The following is a 23,163-nucleotide window of genomic DNA, read 5'->3' as shown; positions in this document are numbered from 1 at the left end:
TTTATTTGTTCGAAACTTTAAACAGGAACTTTAGCTACAAACTTTCGTTTTTACATACTAATTTCTACAAAAGACTGAATATCTTCTACTCTTACTGGTTTATATTTGTTTATATTTATCTTTCCTTCATTTGCCAGATTTTTAACCAATTCGTGAAGATCTTCATCCCATTCATTTCCTATTATCTTCCAATTATTTTCAAAATCAGGAGTGAGAACGCCTTTTTTAACTTCAATAATATATTTTTCGATTAATTTTCTCATATCTCCTCCACTTATCGCTGAAAATTCTGGCATATCCTCCGTTCTTCCTAATAATTTTGGAAGTTTTTCTCCTTCTTTAAAAATTGGTCCGTAATTCAGTAATTGCGTATTTGCTCTGTAATTGTTTACCGCTAAAGTCAATACATCATCGTCTTTGATAGGTGTACCGTCATTTTTCCTTAGATTAACGATTCTTTCTCCAGCAGGCTTAGATATATCAATTTCATAAGAAACACCCTTGAATATATCATAGTTGTAGCCAGGGATTTTTTGATTAAAAGATATAGTTAAATCTCCAGAGCTAAATTGATTGTAAAAAGCTACAGACCATTCCATATATCTTTTGAGCTGAGCTCCAGTTACTTCAAGAACATACAAAGTGTTATCGTATCTGTAAATTAAGGATATATCAGATCTTTTTATTGGACCTTCCTTTATGTTGGCATCTTCTCTGAATGGTGCTGCACCTGATACGTCAATTTTTTTGCCTATAACCTGTTCACCATAATACATTTGAACAGAATTTATCAAATCTATCATAGCAGTTGGTTGAATCCAAACCTGAGGAATTCCTTTAATTTCGTCCTTAGGTACCAAATCTCCGCCTTTTAACTCACCAATAACTTCATTAGCATAATCAAGAGCTTTATAATGAAATGGCTGCAATTTTCTTTCTAATTCTTTGTCAGACAAAACAGTTCCACTTGAAGTTTTTACGTCAAAATTGTTTGAACTTTTGTCTATTATAGTATATTTATCTCCTTCTTTTTTAAGGGTTAAAACAACTTGAGATAAAGTCCTTCCCCAGTTCCCAGGTTCCACTATCAAAGTACCGTTTAATTTAACTTCTTGAGTAATATCGTTTTCTTCTTCATCAAAGATTTTCCCATTAATTGATTGATACAATTTACCATTATAGTAATAAGTTTCAGAAATTTTTTGGTGAGCATGCCCTAATATCACAACATCTAAATCTGGAGAAGCTTTTAAAATATCTATTGCTCCAGAACCGTAGGTCCCATATTCCTGATCGTATCCCAAATGGAACGCACCTACAATAACATCCACCTTACCCTTTAATTGGGCAACAGCAACTCTAACTTCATCAACAGGATCTACAACAATATAATCTTTTAAATTAGCTGCATCCCATCTTGTAATGTTTGGTGTAACCATTCCTATTATCCCAACTTTTATTCCATCATTAGTTGTAACTATTTTATAAGGGGCAGCTAATCTTGTTCCATCAGGATTATATACATTCCCACTCAAAACAGCATCATAGCTCCAATCTCCTGGAATAAACTGTCTCATAATCTTTTTAAGAGTAGGCACTCCATAATTAAATTCATGATTCCCAAGAACCCATACATCATATTCCATTTCATTCATAGCAAAAACCATGGGATGAAGGGCGTCTTCAATAAAGATGTTTGATAAATTTTCTTGAATCGTATCACCATTGTCGATTAAGATAGTATTGTTAGGATATTTGCTCCTTAGCTCTTTAACGATCGTTGCCACTTGAGCTAAACTCCCACTGTCGTTAACCTGATTTAAAGCATAATCATAAGGCAGAAAGCGCCCATGCAAATCAGAAGTGGCTAAAATTTGTAATTCTATGTAATCATCAACTGCAAAAGCAATAGAAAAAATACTTAGACAAAAAACAATTAAAAATAAAATACTTTTTTTGACCTTACTCTTCACAAAAATCACCCCTTCCTAAGAATAATTTTTTCGAATTCGGTACTTGTCCGCTTCATTTTTAAAGTATAAAATAAAATTATAAATACTTTTTTTTAATTTAATAAAAAATATAAAAGTTTTATTAAGAAGTATATTATAAAGAATATTTCAAAGAAAGTCAAATGTGAAATTTAAAAGTAGTAGAAAGATAGAAAGGAGTAATTTCATTTTGAAGCAATTAGAATAAGAAAGCTTAGTTTTTTAAAGTAATAATTTAATAAAAAATAATACCAAAAATTCCTGTTGCTAAGATAATAATTATTGGGCTTATTTTGGTAAATAGCAAGGCTAACAACACTATTAAAAAAATGAGAAAGTTTGTTAAATTGGAAATATTAGTCATACCAATTGTAAAGGCTGAACCTAAAATTAATCCTATAACAACAGGTTTCAAAAATTTAAGGATATTTTGTTGAATTATGCCATTACCGTTTTTAAAATACTGAGCAATGAATAGACCGATTATCAAGGAGGGAGTGACTACTGCCAAAGTTGCAACCAACGCTCCTAAAAAACCAGCCACTTTGTATCCAACAAAAGTAGCGCTGTTTATAGCTATTGGTCCGGGAGTAACTTCCGCTATAGCTATTAAGTCAAGAAATTCTTCTATACTCATCCAATTTTTACGTTCTAAATGAGTTTGTATAAGTGGAATCATTGCATATCCTCCACCAAATCCAAATAGACCAATTTCAAAAAAAGAAAAGAACAAACTTAACAAAGTTCTCATAACTTTAATCTCCTAATCTTTATTTTTCTTGTTCATTCCCGCAAGAGTACCTATGATAAAAGTTATTACTATTATATAAATAGGATTTATTTTGAGGATTCCAGTTAGTAAAAATGATCCTAAAAAAAACAATAAAACTATATATGACCATTTTATCGATTTCGATAAACTAATTGCAGCATACACAATTAAGGCAGCTATTGCCGGTCTGATACCTTCAAAAGCACTTTCTAAAATAGAAAGGCCCCCACTTTTCGTGAGAAGAATAGCTATTAATAATATAATAATAAAAGACGGAACAGAAACACCAATCATGGATATTATTGCCCCTAAAATGCCTTTTATATTATATCCAACCAAGATAGACATATTAATAGCTACCGCTCCAGGAATAGTTTGTGTCAAAGATACAGTATCAGAGAACTTGTCTTTAGAAAGCCATTTTTTATTTTCAACAACTTCTTTTTCCATTAGGGGAATCATGGCATATCCTCCCCCAAAAGTGAAAAGTCCAATTTTCAAAAAGGTGACAAATATCTCTATAGTTTTTATAAAGTCTTTTTGTTTTCTCATTATTATGCAACCTTCTCAAAGATTTAATTCTGTAAAAAACCTAAAATGATCTGCTCTTATTAAACTTTCTCTGAATTCAACTAATCGATCGTCAGGATCATAAGTGTACCTCGTAGTCTGAAAAAGAGGTATATTTTCTTCGATTTCTAAAAGTTCCTGTGCTTCAATAGAAGGTAAAGTAGGCTCAAGATATTCTCTTGCTTTTACGCATCTAATTCCTTCTCTTTCAAGTAAGTCGTATAGTGATTTAGATTCGAGCTTTTTCTTATCAATTTTTTTAAAATATTCACATGGAATATAGGAAGTTTCTAAAATAAGGGGAATTTCACCAACTAATCTTAATCTAGTTATTTCCCATAACTCTATTTTTTTATATTCTCCTAAGTCTTCTAACCCTTCTTCCTTTCTAATAGAAATAAGTTTTGTTTTTGAATTTTCAAGCTGAGTTGCTATGCTTTTTCCAAAGCTGTAAAATTTTAGCAAGCTTTGTTCCCAAAACAAACTTTGCACTTTATAACCTTTTCCTTGATAACTTTTTATGGTACCTTGTTGCTTTAACAAGCTTAAAACTTTTCTAATAGTTGTTCGTGTTACATGAAACTCTTGTGCTAACTCATTTTCCGATGGAAGAAAGGAATTTAAAGGATATTCACCATCATATATGCGAGAAGTTATTTCGTCTGCTATTGTTTTATATATGGGTAATTTATCGTCTGACATCTGGTTACACCCCTCCTATTAAGTACACAAGTTTGTGTATACAAGTTTGTATACACAAAGTATATCAAAAAAATAAAAGTAAGTCAAGTATTTCGAATACAAAATGAAAAGACGTTATAATTATCATCGAATCTTTATTTTTATTAACTAAAATTAGAAATTTAAATAATTATATTATCTTTGTTTTCTTATGGAGAAATTTTATACAAAACATTAGTTTACTGATCAAGCCGGTTCCCGGTAACTGTAATCTCAACTGTAAGTATTGCTTTTACAACGATATATCAATTAAAAGGGAAAAACAGTCTTATGGAAAGATGAATTATATAGAACACTTGAAAATGTTGTTAAAAAGATTATTGATTATTTTGATTATGCTTGTACTTTTGCATTTCAGGATAGAAAATTTCAATGAAATATTAAAAAATCAAAAAGGTCAAAGCTTTGTTTTATCTTCAATGAATATACCAAATGAATGTAAGAATTGTGAATGGTATTCTCTATGCAGAAATGGATGTAAAAGATATAGGTACGAAAATGGGAAGTATTACTATTGTGAATCTTATAAAGAGTTTTTTAATTATTCATATAGTTAATTATTAGAAATATTGAAGTCGGTATTTTAAGTTTTAAAAGAATTACATGCTCATTCATAATTACAATACTCAAAATAATTGTGTGTCTTTTTTATAAAATTTATGAAAAATTAAGAAAAAAATATTTAATTATATTTAATCACTCGTAATTATTTTTAATCATCTGTAATCGTTGATAATCACATTTTTATTTTTTAAATTTTTGGATTATAATTGTTTGTATAGAAAACAAACTAATATCTGAGGTGATTCTTAAATGCCTTCACAAAAATATTCTAATAAAAAAATAAAAAACAATAATCTAAAATTAGTTCTTATGGAAATCCTTCAAAATGGACCTATTTCACGTGCTGATATTTCAAAAAGAACTCATCTTACTAGATCCACTGTTTCACAATTAGTTGAAAAACTAATTGAAGAAGGACTTGTTAAGGAAATGAATAAAGAAGAAAAAAAAGAAGGACCTGGTAAAAAAGCTATCTTGCTTAGTGGAGAGAATGAAAAATTTTATGTTATTGGTTACGATTTAACAATCACTAATTCTAAGTTAATAGTGATGAATTTAAAAGGAGATATAGTGAAAAAAAGTTCTTTTTTGCCTTTAAAAGAATTGATATCAATTCAAAATATTGAATTGATAGTGAAATCGTTTTATAAATCTATTGAAAGTATAAAAAAAGAATTAAACATTTCTAATGATGCAATAAGAGGCATAGGTGTTGCTTTACCTGGTTTAGTTAGTCATAAAAATAAATCTATTTCTTTTACCCCAAATTTGGAGCAATACTTTGATTTTCAATCTATAGAAAAATTTTCTGAAAAATTAGATATACCTATAATAATAGATAACAATGCAAATATGAAGGCTTTAGGAGAACTCATTTATGGAATAGGCAAAGAATTTAACAATTTTTTATTTGTAAATGTAAGTTATGGAATTGGAGCTGGCTTGATAATAAATGGCCAATTATTTAGAGGAAAATATAATTTAACGGGAGAAATAGGACATGTAAAAGTGGTAGAAGATGGTGATGTTTGCAGTTGTGGTATGAGAGGTTGCTTAGAAACCTTTTCTTCTGTAAGAAGCATAGTAAAAAAATATTATGAATTGTCTGGAAAAAATTTAGATAAAAAGTTTAACATCGATACAATTGTAAAAAAAGCAAGAAAAGGCGATGAAATAGCTATTAAAATAATACGAGATTCGGGATTTTATCTTGGAAAAGTTATAGGTAATACCCTAAATATTATAAACCTCGAAACTGTAGTATTTGGTGGAGAAATCATTGAATATTGGGATATTCTTGAAAATGATTTTTATAGAGGACTAAATGAAACAGCATTAGATTTGGTAAGAAAAAATATAACTATACAACTATCTAAACTTGGCGATGAAATAACAGCTATAGGAGCAGCTTCTATTGTTTTAGAAGATATATTTAGATGAGAATAAGTAGGAATTTTAGAAATGATAATTTTCTAAAAATAGAATTTTGAATTTAAAATGGATCCAGGTTGGAGTTCTCTCCCTTTTCCTTCAGTTCAAGTACCAAAAAGTTAAAAAAATAGGAATTAATAGGGATTATAAACAGAGAGGTATTATATAAAAATTCAAATCTAAAACATATATAAAATAAGGATTTTGGAATTTCTAAAGCGGGTATACTTTACTTTAAAAGGAGGTTTTATTATGGCATTGAGAAAAGTTTTTAGTTTGATGGTATTGATGTTAGTTGTGGTTTTTGCAACAGCTCAGGTATCTATAGAAATTGGTTTGTCAACAAGAGAAATAGGGGCTGTAATGGATGAACATATTGCAAATTTCGAAGCTCAAAATCCAAATATAAATATCAAATGGTTAAAAGTTCCAGGAGTACCTGGGCAGCAACATAGCCAGTATGTAACTTTGTTTTTTGGGAAAAGCGATAAACCTGACATCATAGCAATGGATATTATTTGGCCAGGCGAATTTGCTTCAAGAGGATGGTTGGAACCTCTTGATAGATTTTTCCCACCATCTGAGCAAGGAGAGTTTATAGAAAATATGATAGAAGCGGCAAAATACAATGGAAGTGTCTATGGGGTGCCATTATATATTAATGGACTTCATTTCTATTATAGGACAGATTTATTAGAAAAATACGGTTTTAACCCTCCGGATACGTGGGAAGAAGTTGTTAAGCAAGCTACTTATATTGTTGAACATGAAAATGATCCTAACTTGTATGGATATATAAGTATGTGGGGGAAAATAGAAGGACTTTTTATGAACTATTTACAGTTCCTATGGGGCAAAGGCGGAGACTTTTTCGATGAAAACGGTAATTTAAATATAACAAGTAGGGAAGCAATTGAAGCTTTACAATTCATGGTGGATATGATATACAAATATAAATTAGCTCCTCAAAGTATTGTAACATATACTCCTGATGATGCAAGAATTTTATTTCAACAGGGAAGAGCAGTTTTTATGGTTGTTCAAGATTTTGTTTGGCCAATGTTAACCGCTCCTGATTCTATAGTACGTGACAAAGTTGATTTTAAAAGGGTTCCATACTTTGAAGGTCACCCTGATACATATACAGTATGTTTAGGTGGTTGGTTATTAGGTATTAATGTAAATTCAAAATATAAAGAAGAAGCATGGAAATTTATAGAATATTTAACCTCTCATGAAGCACAGCTTAAGACCGCAGTTGTAACTGGTTCCCTACCTACAAGAAAATCTGTATACGATGATCCAAAATTACTTGAACAGTTCCCTACTGCAAATAAACAATTTGAAGATTTTATGGTAGGTAACGTTCGGCCATCAGCACAGTTAGGAGAAACCTATACAAGAGTTTCTGAAATAATGCAGCAAGAGATTCAAGCCGCTTTACTTCGTTTGAAAACTCCAGAGAAAGCTTTAAATGATGCCGCAAAACAAATAGCTCCTTTACTGAAATAACTAATGTTGGGCCCTTAGATTTTTTCTAAGGGCCACCTTTGGGAGGTATGTGAGGGTGAGTAAAAGAACAGGGTTACTATTGATATTACCTGCTTTTATTATTTTAATAGCTATTTTTATTGGACCAACCATTTATACTATTGTATTAAGTTTTTCTTCGTATTCTATGTCAGGAATTCAATTTGTTGGGATGAACAATTTTATTAGATTAGTGAATGACCCTAATTTTTGGACCTCTTTTTTCAATACGTTAATCTTTGTAGGAGTAACCGTTCCTATAGAATTGGTTTTAGGTTTCGTTTTAGCTTTAGTTGCAAATAGAGCTATTAAAGGCAGAGCTTTAATAAGAGTAGCCTTGCTTATTCCATGGGCTTTACCAGCTGCGCTTGATGCTTTAGCGTGGAGATGGATGTACAATACAGATTATGGTCTATTCAATTCTATATTGATCAATTTAAGTATCATAGATAATCCAATTAATTGGTTGGGACAAATACCTTTAGCTATGATTTCGATGATGATAGAATCGATTTGGAAAACAAGTTCCTTCATGGCTTTACTTATTTTAACAGGTTTACAAACTATTCCTTCCGAATTATATGAAGCAGCTAAAATTGATGGAGCCTCAAGTTGGCAGTCTTTAAGGAAAATTACAATTCCTTTAGTTATGCCTTCAATAATGGTTTCCTTACTTTTTAGAACTGGTGACGCTTTCAGAGCGTTCGAATTACCTTATAATTTAACAGGTGGTGGCCCGGTTAATTCTACTATGACTTTATCAGTTTATGCTTACAATAATTTTTTCCAATATCTTGATTTTAGCTACTCTTCAACTGTTGCTCTTGTTCAGTTTTTAATATTACTCGTTTTGGCAGTATTTTATTTAAGAACTTTAAGGTGGGATGTCTATGAGTAAATCAAAAATTTTTAGGATATTTGACTATATTATTGCAATTGTTCTGGTTTTATTTTCTATATTTCCAATTCTGTGGTTACTTTTAACCTCATTAAAACCTACAAGTGAAATTTATAGTTGGCCAATTAAATATTTCCCATCAAAACCTACTTTTCAGAATTATATAAATCTTTTACAGAGAGGTGATTTTGGAAGATACTTTTTAAACAGTGTTATAGTTTCTGGAAGTGCCACCATTCTTATACTAATAACGGGGACTTTAGCTGCCTATTCATTTGCAAGGATTAATTTTAAGGGGAAAAGAACTTTGATGATGATTATTTTGGCACTACTACTATTTCCATCCGTTGCCGTTGTTCCACCATTGTTCTTAATTTTTAGAAATCTTGGTTTAATAAATACTTATATAAGTTTAATATTAGGACATACTGCTTTATATCTACCTTTAGCAATATGGATCTTGACAAACTATTTTAGAACTCTACCAAGAAATATTGAAGATTCAGCATTAATTGATGGTTGTACCCCGATACAGATGATTTTTAGAATCTTGCTACCTATGTCTTTGCCGGGATTAGTTGCAGCAGGTTTGATTACTTTCGTATTTTCTTGGAACGAATTTCTTCTTTCGTTAGTTCTATTATCAAAAAATGAAATGAGAACCGTTGTTGTAGGCATCTCTTTATACCCTGGCGAATATTCATTCCCTTGGGAGCTAATTAGTAGTGCTATAATTTTGGCAATTATCCCCATAATCTTATTAACTTTACTATTTCAAAAATATATAATAAGCGGTTTAACTGCTGGAGCAACGAAATACTAAAATACTAAAAATAAGGAGACATTTCATGAAGAATTAAACATTAAAATTTTGATAAAATATAAATTTTATAATTTATAAAGACAGTATATTAAAAACTAAACGCTTTAGAAATAAAAATTTTCGAAAAATAAGCTTTTGAATTTAAAATGTGCCCGGGGCGGAGCCCTCTCCACCTTCCTTAGCTACAAGTAACGAGAATCAATATTATATAATAATTCAAATTTAAAACATACATACAATAATAAGAAGTTTAAAATTTACAAAGACAGTAAAATTTAAAAATTAGGGAGGTTATATTATGAAAAACACTTTTACATCTAAATATTTTGCAAATTTACCTTTGTTTGACCCTGTAGAAGGAATAATGATAAAAGAACCTTATGGCAAAGGAAATGGTTATTGGGTTGGAGCACCGTATGTTTTTTATGATCATATACTGAATAAATTCTTTTTGTATTATAGAATAAGGAAACCTAAACCTATCAGAGGTGGCGAAGTTAGAATTGCTCAAAGTGATGATGGAGTAAAATTTGATGATATTTTGACAATAAAAAAGGAACAGTTAGATAGCGAGTCCATCGAAAGATCTTCTTTTTTAAGATGTTTAGATGGAGTTTATAGAATGTATATAAGTTATGTAGACCCCCAAACAAGAAAATGGCGTATCGATATGATGGAAGCAAACCATCCTAAAAATTTCAAGGTAGAAAATAGAAGAAAAATATTCACTGCGGAAGATTTAGGCATTGAGGGAATAAAAGATCCTTATGTTTTTATTGTAGGGAGAAAGTATTATATGATAGTAAGCTATGCCGAAGCTCTTAAAAATCCTTCTCCAGATATCCAAGAAAAGCTTCATCAAAATGGAGACGTTTACACAACCGGACTTACAAAACATCCTACAGGTCTTGCAACGAGTTTGGATGGCATAAATTGGAAATGGGAAGGTAAGATATTAGAAGTATCTGAAAATGGCTGGGACAAGTATCAAGCACGTATAAATTCAGTAATTTATGTTCCTCCTGTTTTCATAGGTTTTTACGATGGAAGCGCATCAGAAAAAGAAAATTATGAAGAAAGATGCGGACTATGTATGAGTTTTGATTTAAAATCATTTGAAAGTATTACTCCTAATGGGCCAATTTTAGAATCTCCATATAGCACACATTCTGTAAGATACGTAGATTTCTTAGAGAAAGACGATGAAATATGGTATTATTATGAATTTGTTAGAGAAGATGATGCGCATGAGTTGAGGTTAGCAAAAGTAAAAAAATAGAAAAGATGAAAATACTTTTTATAGCTATAAAGATGAAAGAAAAATATCAACAAGTATTTAAATAAACCTAAAAGCCCAGAAATGGGCTTTAATTATTTTTATCTTTATCTTTTTATCATTTTTAGTTTGAAAAACTCTTCTCTGTCAAGTTCTTCCAATGTATCTTGAATAAATTTGATAGATTGTTTCAATTGGGGTATTACTATATTTTCGAGAGCCGAAACTCTCTTTTTAGTCTTTTGAGCTTCATAAGCAAGCTTGTAAACTTTATTTTCTATCATGGCAGCCTCAATAATTAATGACAAAACTGTTTTAAACGATATATATGCTTCATCAAGAGCGGCATCTGTCCTGTATATTTCATAAGGTATTTCTATTTTTGGTTTCTCTTCTCTAAAGATCTCAGGGACTTCTACTCCCATAACACTTCTAAACCTTATTTTAAGCTCTTCGTATTCGGGAATTCCATCAGCATATTCTTCCACGTTTTCAATGCCAAGATCTAAATTAGCTAATTGTAGAGCTTCATAAGCTTTAGCAAATATAATCAATATTCTTTCTTGAATTTCTTTAGCTTGTTCTATTAGATCAACCAATTCTTTCATTATAATATTTCTTTTTCTTTCTAACAAGTCATGGCCTTGTTGAGAAAATTGATATTGTTGTTTTAAATTTATTAAATTGCCTTTTGTAGGAACTGTCTGATCAAAAATCATTTTCTCATCTCCAAAAATTACTTTTTAACATAATATTTTTCAATATATTCTTTTTCAATCCTTGTTAATTCTGAATCAGGAAAAATAGAAAGTACTTGCCATGCTATATTAAGCGATTCTTCTAAAGACCTTTCTTCTTCAAAGCCTTGGTTTAAAAATGTATTTTCAAACTCTTCTCCAAATTTCAAATAAAGTTTGTCAATCTCTGAAAGGTCATCTTCACCTATTATAGAAGCAAGCGATCTTATCTCAAAAACTCTTGAATAACAAGCAAATAGTTGTGAAGCTACAGAAGGATGATCTTCTCTTGTATATCCTTTACCAATTCCATCTTTCATTAATCTTGATAAAGAAGTTAAACTGTTTATAGGAGGATATATGCCTTTTCTAAAAAGCTCACGCGATAAAACTATTTGGCCTTCGGTAATGTACCCTGTCAAATCTGGAATAGGGTGAGTTATATCATCATTTGGCATCGTTAAAATAGGCAATTGAGTTATCGATCCAATCTTATCTTTTATTATTCCGGCTCGTTCGTAAAGAGAAGCCAAATCTGAATAAAGATAGCCGGGAAATCCTTTTCTTCCAGGTAATTCACCTTTATAATTTGATAGTTCCCTCAAAGCTTCACAATAATTAGTCATATCATTTAAAATAACCAGCACCTGATTACCAAGTTCAAAAGCGAGATATTCAGCTGCTGTTAAAGCTATTCTCGGAGTTGCGATTCTTTCAACTACCGGATCACTTGCTAAATTGAGAAATACAACCATATTTTTAATTGCTCCGCTTTCTTCGAAACTTTTAATTATAAAATTTGCATCGTCTTTCTTCAATCCTATAGCAGCAAACACAACTACGAAGTCTTCTTGAATCGTTAATTTAGCTTGCTTGGCAATTTGTACTGCCAATCTGTTGTGTGATAATCCATTTCCTGAAAATATGGGTAGCTTCTGTCCAATGATTAAAGTCAACATTATATCAATTACGGAAATTCCTGTTTGAATAAAGTTTCTTGGATACGTTCGAGAAACAGGATTTATAGCTGAACCGTTAATATCTGCTGTTTTTAAAGGAAGTATTTCTCCTAAATTATCTATTGGTTTTCCTAAACCATTAAAAGTTCTTCCTAAAATGTCAGGAGACAGATTAATCTGTTGAGGTTTCCCTAAAAATTTAATTTTCGCATTTTTTAAAGAAAGACCTTGTGTCCCTTCAAAAACTTGGACTACAGCCATATTCTCATCAACCATTATAACCGTTCCCATTCTTTTTTCATTGCCTTGTTCTATTTCCACAACTTCGTTGTATCCGATATTTTTTGTGTTTTCAATTATAATAAGAGATCCTCTAATCTCAGAAATCTCTTGGTATTCTTTTATTGGCATTTTTCACCTCTTAATTACTATATTCCCTTTCAAGATCTTCAAAATGTTTGTTTATTAAATTTTCAAAGTTATAAAATTCTTCGGTATTTTTTATTTCCTCTTTCATAGTTAACAATTTGGACACTATTTCCGCAGGTAAAACCTTTGTGAAAGCTACCGATTTTTTGATAAAATCGGTTGCTTTATTGTAAACATCAATAACAATTTTAAGAAGCCGAAATTGTTTTTCTAAAGGACAGTATGAGTCAACGTCACTAAAAGCACTTTGCTGTAAAATCCCAATTTTTATTATCCTTGCAATAGATACTATAAGTTTTTGGTTATCTGGTAAAACATCTTCTCCAAGGATTTTTATAGTTTGTTGTAAAGCATCGTCTTGACTCAAAAGTTCCATGGCTTTTCTTCTATAGTGATCCCAATTATCTGATATATTTTTTGTAAACCATTCTTTTAAATCTTCAGCGTATCCACTATAACTGGTAATCCAATTTATTGAAGGGTAATGTCGAGCATAAGCTAAGTTCCTATCCAGCCCCCAGAAGCACTTAACAAATCGGGTAGTATTTTGAGTTACAGGATCCGAAAAATCTCCACCTGGAGGTGATACAGCACCTATTATCGTTAAAGAACCACTTGTACCGTTTAAATTTTCTGTTAAGCCTGCCCTCTCATAAAATTGACCAATTCTAGAAGGAAGATAAGAAGGGAACCCTTCTTCAGCAGGCATTTCTTCTAGACGTGCAGATAATTCTCTTAACGCTTCTGCCCAACGTGATGTTGAATCAGCCATTATTGCAACGTTATATCCCATATCTCTATAATATTCAGCTATTGTTACTCCTGTGTATATAGAAGCCTCTCTCGCAGAAACAGGCATATTAGATGTGTTAGCTATTAATACTGTCCTATCCATCAGCGGCGAATCACTTTTAGGATCTTTCAAATTTGGAAATTCTTCTAATACCTCTGTCATTTCATTTCCACGTTCTCCACAACCAATATATACAATAATGTCTGCATCTGACCATTTTGCTAATTGATGCTGTGTTATAGTCTTTCCTGTACCAAATCCGCCCGGTATAGCAGCTGTACCTCCTTTACTTATTGGAAAGAAAACATCTATAACTCTTTGCCCAGTAATTAAAGGTATATTTGGTTCAAGTTTGCTTTTTATAGGTCTAGGAATTCTCACAGGCCATTCGTGAAACATCTTTATTTCTTCAACTCCATCTTTCGTCCTTATTTTTGCTAAAGTATCTAAGATTCTATAGGTGTCGTTTTGTTTTATCTCTACTATTCTTCCACTCAAATTGGGAGGAATCATAATTTTATGAACTATATTCTGTGTTTCTTGAACTTTTGCAATTATATCTCCACCCTTTACAGTTTCCCCAGCTTTTTTTAGAAACGTCACTTCCCATCTTTTTGAGATATCTAAGCCAAATTCTTCAATTCCCCTTCCAATAAAAGATCCTGTTCTTTCTTCTAATCTGAACAAAGGTCTTTGAATACCATCATAAATGTTTCCAAGAAGCCCGGGCCCTAAAGCTACAGACAACATCTTCCCTGTTCCTTCAATGGGCTCAGAAGGTTTTAACATCGAAGTCTCTTCATAGACTTGTATAGTAGCAATGTTCTCATCAATCGATATAACTTCTCCTGTTAAGTGTAATTTTCCTACCTTAACCATCTCATTTATAAACAACTTTTCAGTATCTTCGACTTTAACTTTAACTACAGGTCCGTTAATTTGTTGAATGTACACTAAATATCACCTACTTCCTCCAAAACAAGCCTAACAATTTCATTTTTATTTTCTTCAAAATAAGAAGATATTGTATTATTAATGCTAAAATGTCTACTTTGTAAAATAATTCCACCTTCAATATTTTCTTCTACTTGAACGTTATGATCCAAAACTATAGATTTTACAATCTCATAGTCGTTTTTATTGCATAGAACTGTAAAATTCTCTTCTACTAAATTTTCAGCGCTTAAATATAATTTTTGATAAAAAAGTTTTTTCTTTGATGGCTCTAAATTTAGCAGTTCATTTTTTATTAACTCTAATATATCTTCTATTAAATCGTTTTTCCTTTTTGATCTTTCTTGTCTTATTCTTAAGTCATATTTTGCCTGTGCTGTTTTTATTATATTTTCAGCTTTTTGTCGTGCTTCTTCAATCTTTTGCTTTTCATAATTTTTTATTTCTTCTTCAATATTTTTTTGTGCTTCTTCTAATTTTTGCTGATAATAACTTTCTAATTTCTGATATTCTTCTTTAAATTTATTATCCAATAATTTAAGCATATTTTCTAATTTGTCGTTTATTTCATTCATTTATTCTCACTCCAATTGCTTCTTCTACATAATTTGTTATAAAATCTTTTTCACCGCGCCATCCGTGTCTATCGGGTATAAGGAAAATTAAAGGTAATTTTCCTGACAGTTTGTGATTTCGTATTTCTTGAGGTATTTTTTGGGCCGCCAATTCGGTAATTAGCAAAACACCTATTTCTTCTTCTTTTAAAGCGTTATTAAAAGCTTCTAATATTTCTTCTCTTTCATGAACAACCGTTCCTACAACCCCGCTCAGTCTTAAGCCGATTGCGGTATCTATGTTGTCACTAATTAGAAAGAATTTCATTCATTATATCCTCCCTAAGATCATAATAGAAATAATCAAACCATAAATAACAATTCCTTCGGCTAGTCCAACATAGATTAAAGTGCTCCCAAGTAGTTCTGGTTTTTCGCTTATTGCTCCAACAGAGGCAGATCCAACTACAGCGACTCCAATACCCGCACCTATTGCAGCTAAACCAGTAGATAGAGCCGCAGCCATTAAACCTAAACCAATATCATTTGTACTATCATTTGTGACATTTGCACTATCATTAGTAGTCCCAATTGTTTGGGCATATGCACTTGTTGGAAAAAAGCTGATTAAAGCAAAAATAATGATAACTGCGAAAATCGCTATATTTCCTCCAAAGATACTTTTTGCAAACCTTTTTGCCTTTGTTGTATTTTTAGTAAAGTAAAAGCCCAAAATAATTGTTATTATTGCCAGGCTTGATAAAGAAATAATATATCCCAAAGTCAACACCTCCACAAAATTTTTTAGATATTTATTTTATAAAAATCATAGTTTCTAAAGTTTTAATATTTTAAAACTTATATGTAATGGGTTTAAATTCCTTTCCATTGCCTTTAAAGAATTTCATAAAGAATTCATAATAATTTAGCCTTAATGTTTGGATGAATACTATAAGACCTTCTAAAGCTATTATTAAAATATTCCCTATGAGTAAAACAATAAAAGAAGCCGCAGGATTTTTTGCCATTTGAGACATCATATAAAAAGCTAAAAACAAACCTGCGTGGTTTAGAGCAAAAGCTCCCAACCTAATAAACGATAAGGTATTACTTAAATATCCTAAAAGTGATTCAAAAAGTTCAAAAAAACTACGAACCATTCTTTCTCCAAGCTTTCCTTTTTCAAAAACAACTCCTCTTATATATATAGCAAAAATTAAAGAAACAATGAATCCCAAACTAACTTTTGAGAGTATACCGTTTTTTAAATAATAGAATATAGTACCTATTGCAATCCAATATAAAGCAAGTCCTGAAAATCCGTTAGGATCGAATAAAACCTCGATCTTTTGTTTATTTTTAAGCTTATTTATAACGTTCAAGATCATAGCCAATGTAACTACTGATATTCCAAAATATATGGAGGTTAATAAAAAATAATCAATATTGTCCATAGGACGTTTCCATAATGAGTTAATAATATTTTCATATCCAAATATACTTCCATACAAAACACCGAAAATCATAGATGAAATTCCTGCACTTCCTAAAATGAAAAAAAAATCGCTTTTTCTTATTTTGTTTATAATAAATCCGAACAGTGACAGTACCAAGCCATGCCCTACATCTCCAAACATCATTCCAAAAAACAATAAAAACAAAACAGTAACAATAGGTGTAGGATCTATTTCATCACTGGAAGGAACACTGAACATTTTAACTATAAACTCAAAGCGCTTAAAAATCCCCTTGTTTTTTAAAAGAGTAGGAGCTTTTTCTTTAAAAGAATAGTCAAGCAACAAAGAATAACTGTTTGAATTTGAATAATCGTATAACTCAGAAAAAAATTCTTTTGTTGTCCAACCCGAAATTATGAAAAAATTCTCAGTAAATTTAAAATTTTGTACTAAATCATATATATTTTTCATAACAAAAACATAATCAGAGTATTGATAAATACTTCTACGATTCTCATAAAATAATTTCCTAAGCGACATATTCAAAATATTGATTTCATATTCTAAAGATTTTCTTTTATCTTGAAGTTGAAACAATATTTCTTCAGCTGTACCTTGATAGCCTTCAGGAATACTATATTCGACAAAATTTGCAAGAGAAAGCACTTTTTCAACTTGAACATTCGATTCATAAACAATAAAAATCCAGACGAAATTTTCCTCTTTTGTGATTTCTACAATCAAAATATCCATATCTTTAATACTTTCAAGTAACCTTTCATAATACGCACTGCTAATTTTACCGATTTTATATTTTAAAATATTCATTTGATGAAGATTCTCCAAATTGAAATTCAAACCTTTTAGTTTTTCGAAAAAATCCAAATGTTTTTCTAAAAGTTCATTTTTTTCTTTTAATTCATACATTTTTTCATTTATCTTTTGCATTTCGTTCTTTAAATTTTTTGAGAATTCTTCTATATCTTTTGAATTTATTTTATATGGAAAAGTCACTTCTTCTTTTTTAGGTTCTGGCTTTTTATCAACTGCACTAAAAATAGCTACAAAATTTTCATAAATTTCATTATATGGATTATAACTTTCGCTTTTTAGGTTCTGAAGGATTTGAGAGTCAACTATCTTTTCCAAAGGAATAATTTCAACACTTTTAGAATCAAGTATTTTTTTTGAAATTATTTCGAGATCATTCGTAGGTGAAATAAGAGTAAATGGCTTTAATTTTTCTTGCATTGAATCACTCCCCTGCCAAAAGTAAGAAATTTCGAATCTTTTCGTTAGGAATCTGATATCTTTTCCCTTCTATGAGTGTTACTAAATCTTTGTATTCATATTCTCGAAGGTATAAATATCCACTCATGGCAAAAAGACCGTTCATAGTATTCGCCATTAATTTTTTTGAATCTTCTAATAATATTTTATCGCATATTCTTTCTATTATGTAAGAAAAGATATTTTTATCCTTGTTTTTAAAATATTTTCCATAAAAAGAAGTCGAAATAACATTGATAAAATCTTCTACGCTTTCTGTATTAACAAGATTTTCAATATCATTTCTAGTTAATTTGAATGAAAATGGAAGTAAAAGGTTTAAAACTTCTTCTCTTGATAGTTTAAACAGAACTTTAGCTCTATATATCCATTGTACATTTATTAAGTCCATTTGTTCGAAAAACAAAAAACTTAAATTTTTTTTGAATTCTTTACTTTTTTCAAACTCTGCTTTTAGTAGCGAAAAGTACCAAAAGTCAAAAGTGTTTAGTAGATATTGTAACTTTTTTGTCTTTTGGTAATTGGAGTATGCAGAGTCTATCACAGATTTGTAAGCGCTATTTCTTAAAACATTCAATACATCGTCAAAAGTTTTCACAGAAATTAAAGAATCTAAATCTATTGTTTTATAAGGAACTGGAAAAAGCTTTTCTTTTTTTACATATTCGGGATGTTCGGCGTGAAGAGATCTTAGTATAAATTTTATATTTTCGACTTCAAATCTTCTAACTATTAATTTAAAAAGCTTTTGCTCTTTTATAGGAAGATAAAAATGAATGTGGTAAAAATCCTGAAGGATAGATTTTCTTAGTAATACTTCAACATCTCTTCTATGCAATAGAGAAACTTCCACATTTTCAAAGGATTTACTATAATGGGTATTGTTTTTTAAATACTCCACTATTTCTGTAACTGATGTTGTGTTTATTAAATTTTGATAGTCTATTTCATTAAGAATTTTCGAGTCTAAAGCTTTCACTTTTGTCATTAAACCAGGGAGTTTCATTCACACCAGCCTCGATTACGAAATCAATTTCTCAACGATCTTTTTTGCGATATCTTTTTTGTTTTTCTCTATTATTTCAAATTTTTTATTTATATTTAGTATATCTTTTTGAGTTTCTTCTAAAATCTTTTGAGCTTCATTTTGTGCTTTTTCTATGATCTCTTTGCATGTATTATCTATCTCTTTAATCTTTTCTTCTTTTTCTTTTTCTAATACAGAAATTTTACTTTTAAACTCTTTCTCAAAGCTTTCTTGAGCATCTTTTAATTTTTTATTAGCTTGCATTTCAGCATCAACAATTTTTTTAATTATCTCCTCACCAGACAATTCCATTTTATCACTCCTTGTAAACCAAGGTCTTTATCGATTTTTGAAAATATACAAAATACTATTATACTACTTTTAATTTGAAAGAAGTAAAATATCTGTATATTTTTATTTATAATTTTGGAAAATTATTTAAAAGAAATTTAATTATTATTTCGTGTATAGATGTGCAATATTTGTAGCAGCAAAAGAATAGGGCTTAGTTTTATAATCATAACCTAAACCTCTTATATAACCAGTTATAGAATAATAAACTTCTTTTGACTTCCCATTTAAACCTATATCAAGATGAATTTCTGGCTTCATCAACTTTAAAATTTTTTCTATAAATTCAGCCGTTTTTAAACTAATTTCAGCCTCTTTTATCAAGCGAGAATACATATCATAATATTTGCTTTCACGAGTAGTATAATAAAAATACGTTCCTCCAGATCCTATTCTGTAAACTACTATTGCAGTTGCATAAATTACGCTACTATTTTTAGCGTGGCTATCTGTACCAATCCATATTTTATAATTCCCTTTTTTTGAGAAGATTTCTATAAATTTTGGAAGTTCATATGGATCAACAAAACCTAATTTTGGATTTTTAAGGGTGAAAACTAACACCTCCAATTTGAGTTTAAGGTTACATTTCTAAAACATTTAAAGTATCTTTTTAATTATACCTCAAAAACAAGTTATTTTTATAAAGAATTTTTAATTTATGTTAGTTAGAACTTTAACATAGTGAAGAATAATATTTGATATAATTTTTCAAAATGAAATTTTTGAGTGGAGGAATATCTTTGGTTAAAGCCTTTCTTAATCTTATATTAGTTACTTTAATCTGGGGCTCTACTTTTCCTATTCATAAAATTGTTTTGACTGATGCTTACACTTTTCCATATCTGTTTGTCAGATTTTTTATTGCTTGTATACTCTCATTTATTATTTGGCGTAAGCAATCTTTTAAATACGGTGCTGTACTGGGTATTGTTCTTGGTATAGCACATGCTTTACAAACTTATGGTATAAATTTTACAGATGCTTCAAAAAGTGGTTTTATAACTTCTTTATACATTCCCTTAACTCCTATAATATCTTATTTAATTGAGAAAGAAAAACCAAATATAATTCAATGGTTATGTTTTCCATTAGCATTGGTTGGCTCTTATATGTTATTTGGCGGTATTTTAGGATTCAACTACGGTGATTTTTTAACCTTATTAGGAGCCGTATTATTTGCTTTGCATATTGTTCTGATAACAAAATTTTCAAAGATTGTGAAAGAAACTTCTCTTTTAGCTTATCAATTTTTGATTGCCTCCATAATAAATTTCTCAATGTCTTTTAATTCAAATTGGTATTTACCTTCATCAATTTGGTTAACTGCATTTTATACTTCTATATTTGCAACTATAATAGTTAACTTTATTCAGGTAAAATATCAGAAAGTCATAGGTTCTAATTCAACTGTACTTATTTTTATTGGAGAACCTATTTTTGCATCTTTGTTTTCTTTTATGTTTTTGGGAGAAAGGTTTTCTTTCATTCAAATTATTGGGGCAAGTATTATGATTTTAGTGATTATTATGACTTCGTTTTCTAACAAAATAGACAAATTTTTACGTCAAAAATTAAAACAAAAAAGTATTTCTATATAACGTTTTGAATCCTTTACAAATTCAAATAAATTTAGGTATTTTAGAAATGATAATTTTCAGAAATTAAGTTTTTGAATTTAAGATGGGTCCAGGGCGGAGCCCTCTCCCCTCTCGGTACAAGTACCGAAAAAGGTAAAGAAATTATGAATTAGTAAGGATTAGAAGTGGGGAGGTATTTTGTAAAAGAATCAACGCTAAAATATACATATAATAAAACGCTAAAATATACATATAATAAAGATTTATAATTTCTAAAGACAGTAAAATAAATTTTTAAGGAGGCATCTTGTGAGATATATTGATATTAGAAGCGATACTGTAACCCAACCAACTCAAGAAATGAGAGAGGCGATGTACAGAGCAGAAGTAGGAGACGATGTCTACGAAGAAGATCCTACGATGAAAAGATTAGAAAAATATGCGGCAGAAGTAATCGGAAAAGAAGACGCTTTATTTGTTCCGAGTGGGACTTTTGGAAATCAACTTGCGTTGTTTACCCATTGTGAAAGAGGAAATGAAGTGATATTGGATGACAGTTGCCATATCGTAATTCATGAAGTTGGTGCATCCTCAGTAATTGCAGGAGTACAGTTAAGAACGATAAAAAGCGAGAAAGGATTAATGTCTCCTAATGAAATAAAAAGTAAAATAAGAAAAGGAGAAGAAGATCTACACTTTCCATCTACAGGCTTAATATGTCTCGAAAACGCTCATTCTAATGGTAGAGTAGTTCCTTTAGAAAATATGAGAGAAATTTATAAAATTGCAAAAGAAAAAAATGTGCCTGTACATTTAGATGGGGCAAGAGTTTTCAACGCTGCTACTTATTTAAAAGTAGATGCAAAAGAAATAACCCAATATTGTGATTCAGTAATGTTTTGTCTTTCAAAAGGTTTATGTGCTCCGGTTGGTTCTGTTTTAGCTGGCAGTAAAGAGTTTATTCAAAAGGCAAAAAAGAAAAGAAAGTTGATGGGTGGAGGATTAAGACAAGCTGGCTTTTTAGCCGCTGCAGGATTAGTAGCTTTAGAAAAAATGAGATTTCGTTTAAAAGAAGATCATGAAAATGCAAAATACTTAGGTGAAAAATTAGCGAAGATCCCTGAAATACTTGTAAATTTAGAAGATATTCATATAAATATGGTCTTTTTTAAAATCAACAAAGAAATTGATGTTCAAAATATTGAAAGCTTCTTTTTGAAAAAAGGTATCAAGATAAATCCACCTGAAAACGGGGAATTCAGGTTTGTTACTAATTACTGGGTAAGCAGAAAGGATATAGAATATATAGTTGAAACTATGAGAGAATATTTAGGAAGTGTTTAAATATGCAGGAAAAACGGAAGGTTGTTGCTTTAAGGTATAAAAGCGGTATAGATGAGGCCCCTAAGGTGGTTGCTAAAGGGATGGAACTAATAGCTGAAAAGATAATTGAAATTGCGCAAAAAGAAAATATCCCAATCATTAAAAGCGAGAAGGCTGTAGAAGAGTTCTACGGATTAGATTTAGAAGAAGAAATCCCGCCTGAATTGTACGATATTGCAGCCGAAATTATCGCATTTGTCTATAAAATGGACAACAAATATCAGCTAAACGACTACAAAGATTATTGATTATTAATTAATAAACTCTAAAGATAGTACTACCGGATCCTGTCATCAAAGAAAAAATAGTACCTTTCTTTTGAGACGTTAATACTTTTTTTCTTTTCAATTCTGGATAGTCTTTAAATACTATTTGTTCAAAAACGTTAAACGCATTTTCTCGGGCAACTTTAATATTATTTTCCTTTAAAGCTTTATACAACACGTATGGATCTCCTTTGTGAATTATATTTTCCCAATTTTTATCTAATTTCTCATACGCTTTTTTTGTGTCTATACTTATACCCATAGGGAATAGTTCGATGTTTATTTTTAAAGGTTGGAGAAATTCTAAAATTTCTCCTTTGCCTTTTCCGATTGCCGTTCCACCTTTTAACAAAAAAGGAACGTCACTTCCTATATTCTCAGCTATTTTAACAGTATCGCTTTCCAAAATATTAAACTCCTTGCTAAGAAAACTCAATACAGCAGCAGCATCAGCACTTCCTCCTGCGACTCCTCCTCCAATGGGAAGACGCTTTATAAGTTTTATATTTAAATTGAAATTCGTTATTCCTGTCTCTTTTTTAAATGTGTCGATGGTTTTTTTTAGTATATTTTTATGCCAAGGTATCTGTAAATCAATGTTTGACTCAAAAAACTCTTTTTCAGAAAATTCTACAAAAATATCATCATACTCTTCAATAGATTGAAAAAGAGTCAATATATTATGATACCCGTCGCTTCTTTTATTTAAAACATCAAGGTATAAGTTAACTTTTCCAAAAGCTTTTATATACATTTTAAAACCTCTGTTAAAAATATATCTACTTGG

24 protein-coding genes are annotated in these 23,163 nt (G+C 30.2%); 9 read left to right on the top strand and 15 right to left on the bottom strand.

What is annotated here, in order from left to right:
• Nucleotides 1–50: 50 nt before the first annotated feature.
• The 4 genes from X924_RS09565 to X924_RS09550 form a co-directional block, all read right to left on the bottom strand.
• Nucleotides 51–1,973, bottom strand: coding sequence for a 5'-nucleotidase C-terminal domain-containing protein (locus X924_RS09565; protein WP_121958686.1), 1,923 nt, complete (start codon nucleotides 1,971–1,973; stop codon nucleotides 51–53).
• Between the two features lie 253 nt (nucleotides 1,974–2,226).
• On the bottom strand, nucleotides 2,227–2,742 hold the full coding sequence (locus X924_RS09560) for a chromate transporter (protein WP_121958685.1): 516 nt from the start codon (nucleotides 2,740–2,742) through the stop codon (nucleotides 2,227–2,229).
• Between the two features lie 12 nt (nucleotides 2,743–2,754).
• Nucleotides 2,755–3,315, bottom strand: a complete 561-nt coding sequence (locus X924_RS09555) for a chromate transporter (protein ID WP_121958684.1) — start codon at nucleotides 3,313–3,315, stop codon at nucleotides 2,755–2,757.
• 15 nt (nucleotides 3,316–3,330) lie between these two features.
• Complete coding sequence (locus X924_RS09550; protein WP_121958683.1) at nucleotides 3,331–4,035, bottom strand: GntR family transcriptional regulator; 705 nt, start codon at nucleotides 4,033–4,035, stop codon at nucleotides 3,331–3,333.
• 317 nt (nucleotides 4,036–4,352) lie between these two features.
• Here X924_RS09550 and X924_RS09545 point away from each other — a divergent pair, with 317 nt between their 5' ends.
• From X924_RS09545 to X924_RS09520, 6 genes are all read left to right on the top strand, one after another.
• Nucleotides 4,353–4,631 (top strand): SPASM domain-containing protein, encoded by a 279-nt coding sequence (locus X924_RS09545; RefSeq protein WP_121958682.1) that lies wholly within the window; start codon nucleotides 4,353–4,355, stop codon nucleotides 4,629–4,631.
• A 256-nt stretch (nucleotides 4,632–4,887) separates the two neighbouring features.
• The gene (locus tag X924_RS09540) at nucleotides 4,888–6,078 is read left to right on the top strand and encodes an ROK family transcriptional regulator (RefSeq protein ID WP_121958681.1); all 1,191 of its coding nucleotides are present in this window, start codon (nucleotides 4,888–4,890) and stop codon (nucleotides 6,076–6,078) included.
• A 243-nt stretch (nucleotides 6,079–6,321) separates the two neighbouring features.
• Nucleotides 6,322–7,581 carry an ABC transporter substrate-binding protein gene (locus tag X924_RS09535; protein WP_121958680.1) on the top strand — a complete coding sequence of 420 codons (1,260 nt, stop codon included), beginning with the start codon at nucleotides 6,322–6,324 and terminating at the stop codon, nucleotides 7,579–7,581.
• Nucleotides 7,582–7,636: 55 nt separating this feature from the next.
• Nucleotides 7,637–8,497 carry a carbohydrate ABC transporter permease gene (locus X924_RS09530; protein WP_121958679.1) on the top strand — a complete coding sequence of 287 codons (861 nt, stop codon included), beginning with the start codon at nucleotides 7,637–7,639 and terminating at the stop codon, nucleotides 8,495–8,497.
• The gene (locus X924_RS09525) at nucleotides 8,490–9,320 is read left to right on the top strand and encodes a carbohydrate ABC transporter permease (RefSeq protein ID WP_158245370.1); all 831 of its coding nucleotides are present in this window, start codon (nucleotides 8,490–8,492) and stop codon (nucleotides 9,318–9,320) included. The genes X924_RS09530 and X924_RS09525 overlap by 8 nt, the downstream gene beginning before the upstream one ends.
• A 298-nt stretch (nucleotides 9,321–9,618) precedes the next feature.
• Nucleotides 9,619–10,599 carry a hypothetical protein gene (locus X924_RS09520; protein WP_121958677.1) on the top strand — a complete coding sequence of 327 codons (981 nt, stop codon included), beginning with the start codon at nucleotides 9,619–9,621 and terminating at the stop codon, nucleotides 10,597–10,599.
• 104 nt (nucleotides 10,600–10,703) lie between these two features.
• Here X924_RS09520 and X924_RS09515 read toward each other — a convergent pair whose 3' ends face one another.
• From X924_RS09515 to X924_RS09470, 10 genes are all read right to left on the bottom strand, one after another.
• Entirely contained in the window at nucleotides 10,704–11,315 is a 612-nt protein-coding gene (locus X924_RS09515) for a V-type ATP synthase subunit D (protein WP_121958676.1), read from the bottom strand.
• 17 nt (nucleotides 11,316–11,332) lie between these two features.
• Nucleotides 11,333–12,703 carry a V-type ATP synthase subunit B gene (locus tag X924_RS09510; RefSeq protein WP_121958675.1) on the bottom strand — a complete coding sequence of 457 codons (1,371 nt, stop codon included), beginning with the start codon at nucleotides 12,701–12,703 and terminating at the stop codon, nucleotides 11,333–11,335.
• 10 nt (nucleotides 12,704–12,713) lie between these two features.
• Nucleotides 12,714–14,468: a V-type ATP synthase subunit A gene (locus X924_RS09505; RefSeq protein ID WP_121958674.1), complete on the bottom strand. Its 1,755-nt coding sequence runs from the start codon at nucleotides 14,466–14,468 to the stop codon at nucleotides 12,714–12,716.
• Nucleotides 14,468–15,043 carry a V-type ATP synthase subunit E family protein gene (locus X924_RS09500; protein WP_121958673.1) on the bottom strand — a complete coding sequence of 192 codons (576 nt, stop codon included), beginning with the start codon at nucleotides 15,041–15,043 and terminating at the stop codon, nucleotides 14,468–14,470. Before X924_RS09500 ends, X924_RS09505 begins: the two co-directional genes overlap by 1 nt.
• The gene (locus tag X924_RS09495) at nucleotides 15,036–15,350 is read right to left on the bottom strand and encodes a V-type ATP synthase subunit F (protein WP_121958672.1); all 315 of its coding nucleotides are present in this window, start codon (nucleotides 15,348–15,350) and stop codon (nucleotides 15,036–15,038) included. The genes X924_RS09500 and X924_RS09495 overlap by 8 nt, the downstream gene beginning before the upstream one ends.
• A gap of 3 nt (nucleotides 15,351–15,353) precedes the next feature.
• Nucleotides 15,354–15,812, bottom strand: coding sequence for an ATP synthase subunit C (locus tag X924_RS09490; protein WP_233186635.1), 459 nt, complete (start codon nucleotides 15,810–15,812; stop codon nucleotides 15,354–15,356).
• Between the two features lie 61 nt (nucleotides 15,813–15,873).
• Nucleotides 15,874–17,730 (bottom strand): V-type ATP synthase subunit I, encoded by a 1,857-nt coding sequence (locus X924_RS09485; protein WP_121958670.1) that lies wholly within the window; start codon nucleotides 17,728–17,730, stop codon nucleotides 15,874–15,876.
• Nucleotides 17,731–17,734: 4 nt separating this feature from the next.
• The gene (locus X924_RS09480; protein WP_121958669.1) at nucleotides 17,735–18,775 is read right to left on the bottom strand and encodes a V-type ATPase subunit; all 1,041 of its coding nucleotides are present in this window, start codon (nucleotides 18,773–18,775) and stop codon (nucleotides 17,735–17,737) included.
• A gap of 15 nt (nucleotides 18,776–18,790) precedes the next feature.
• Nucleotides 18,791–19,108, bottom strand: coding sequence for a hypothetical protein (locus tag X924_RS09475; RefSeq protein WP_121958668.1), 318 nt, complete (start codon nucleotides 19,106–19,108; stop codon nucleotides 18,791–18,793).
• A gap of 144 nt (nucleotides 19,109–19,252) precedes the next feature.
• Entirely contained in the window at nucleotides 19,253–19,711 is a 459-nt protein-coding gene (locus X924_RS09470; RefSeq protein ID WP_233186634.1) for a ribonuclease H-like YkuK family protein, read from the bottom strand.
• 179 nt (nucleotides 19,712–19,890) lie between these two features.
• Here X924_RS09470 and X924_RS09465 point away from each other — a divergent pair, with 179 nt between their 5' ends.
• The 3 genes from X924_RS09465 to X924_RS09455 all read left to right on the top strand — a co-directional run bounded on the left by X924_RS09465 (nucleotide 19,891) and on the right by X924_RS09455 (nucleotide 22,358).
• Nucleotides 19,891–20,748 carry a DMT family transporter gene (locus tag X924_RS09465; RefSeq protein WP_233186633.1) on the top strand — a complete coding sequence of 286 codons (858 nt, stop codon included), beginning with the start codon at nucleotides 19,891–19,893 and terminating at the stop codon, nucleotides 20,746–20,748.
• Between the two features lie 288 nt (nucleotides 20,749–21,036).
• On the top strand, nucleotides 21,037–22,071 hold the full coding sequence (gene ltaE / locus X924_RS09460) for a low-specificity L-threonine aldolase (protein ID WP_121958665.1): 1,035 nt from the start codon (nucleotides 21,037–21,039) through the stop codon (nucleotides 22,069–22,071).
• A gap of 2 nt (nucleotides 22,072–22,073) precedes the next feature.
• Nucleotides 22,074–22,358 (top strand): EscU/YscU/HrcU family type III secretion system export apparatus switch protein, encoded by a 285-nt coding sequence (locus X924_RS09455; RefSeq protein ID WP_121958664.1) that lies wholly within the window; start codon nucleotides 22,074–22,076, stop codon nucleotides 22,356–22,358.
• 7 nt (nucleotides 22,359–22,365) lie between these two features.
• Here the strand turns inward: X924_RS09455 and ispE are convergent, their stop codons facing one another.
• Nucleotides 22,366–23,130 carry a 4-(cytidine 5'-diphospho)-2-C-methyl-D-erythritol kinase gene (gene ispE / locus X924_RS09450; RefSeq protein WP_121958663.1) on the bottom strand — a complete coding sequence of 255 codons (765 nt, stop codon included), beginning with the start codon at nucleotides 23,128–23,130 and terminating at the stop codon, nucleotides 22,366–22,368.
• Nucleotides 23,131–23,163 lie beyond the last annotated feature (33 nt).

The sequence above is a fragment of the Petrotoga sp. 9PWA.NaAc.5.4 genome, from assembly GCF_002895485.1.
Taxonomy (GTDB): Bacteria; Thermotogota; Thermotogae; order Petrotogales; family Petrotogaceae; genus AZRK01.
This window is presented reverse-complemented; position numbering and strand designations above follow the sequence as displayed.

Excerpts from the sequence above, each read along its gene's own strand:
- ispE (WP_121958663.1), bottom strand. The coding sequence starts at position 23,130 with ATGTATATAAAAGCTTTTGGAAAAGTTAACTTATACCTTGATGTTTTA.
- X924_RS09560 (WP_121958685.1), bottom strand. The coding sequence starts at position 2,742 with ATGAGAACTTTGTTAAGTTTGTTCTTTTCTTTTTTTGAAATTGGTCTA.
- X924_RS09480 (WP_121958669.1), bottom strand. The coding sequence starts at position 18,775 with ATGAAACTCCCTGGTTTAATGACAAAAGTGAAAGCTTTAGACTCGAAA.
- X924_RS09520 (WP_121958677.1), top strand. The coding sequence starts at position 9,619 with ATGAAAAACACTTTTACATCTAAATATTTTGCAAATTTACCTTTGTTT.
- X924_RS09455 (WP_121958664.1), top strand. The coding sequence starts at position 22,074 with ATGCAGGAAAAACGGAAGGTTGTTGCTTTAAGGTATAAAAGCGGTATA.
- X924_RS09550 (WP_121958683.1), bottom strand. The coding sequence starts at position 4,035 with ATGTCAGACGATAAATTACCCATATATAAAACAATAGCAGACGAAATA.
- X924_RS09555 (WP_121958684.1), bottom strand. The coding sequence starts at position 3,315 with ATGAGAAAACAAAAAGACTTTATAAAAACTATAGAGATATTTGTCACC.
- X924_RS09485 (WP_121958670.1), bottom strand. The coding sequence starts at position 17,730 with ATGCAAGAAAAATTAAAGCCATTTACTCTTATTTCACCTACGAATGAT.
- X924_RS09515 (WP_121958676.1), bottom strand. The coding sequence starts at position 11,315 with ATGATTTTTGATCAGACAGTTCCTACAAAAGGCAATTTAATAAATTTA.
- X924_RS09535 (WP_121958680.1), top strand. The coding sequence starts at position 6,322 with ATGGCATTGAGAAAAGTTTTTAGTTTGATGGTATTGATGTTAGTTGTG.
- X924_RS09545 (WP_121958682.1), top strand. The coding sequence starts at position 4,353 with ATGAATTATATAGAACACTTGAAAATGTTGTTAAAAAGATTATTGATT.
- X924_RS09525 (WP_158245370.1), top strand. The coding sequence starts at position 8,490 with ATGAGTAAATCAAAAATTTTTAGGATATTTGACTATATTATTGCAATT.
- X924_RS09500 (WP_121958673.1), bottom strand. The coding sequence starts at position 15,043 with ATGAATGAAATAAACGACAAATTAGAAAATATGCTTAAATTATTGGAT.
- X924_RS09475 (WP_121958668.1), bottom strand. The coding sequence starts at position 19,108 with ATGGAATTGTCTGGTGAGGAGATAATTAAAAAAATTGTTGATGCTGAA.
- X924_RS09540 (WP_121958681.1), top strand. The coding sequence starts at position 4,888 with ATGCCTTCACAAAAATATTCTAATAAAAAAATAAAAAACAATAATCTA.
- X924_RS09495 (WP_121958672.1), bottom strand. The coding sequence starts at position 15,350 with ATGAAATTCTTTCTAATTAGTGACAACATAGATACCGCAATCGGCTTA.
- X924_RS09510 (WP_121958675.1), bottom strand. The coding sequence starts at position 12,703 with ATGCCAATAAAAGAATACCAAGAGATTTCTGAGATTAGAGGATCTCTT.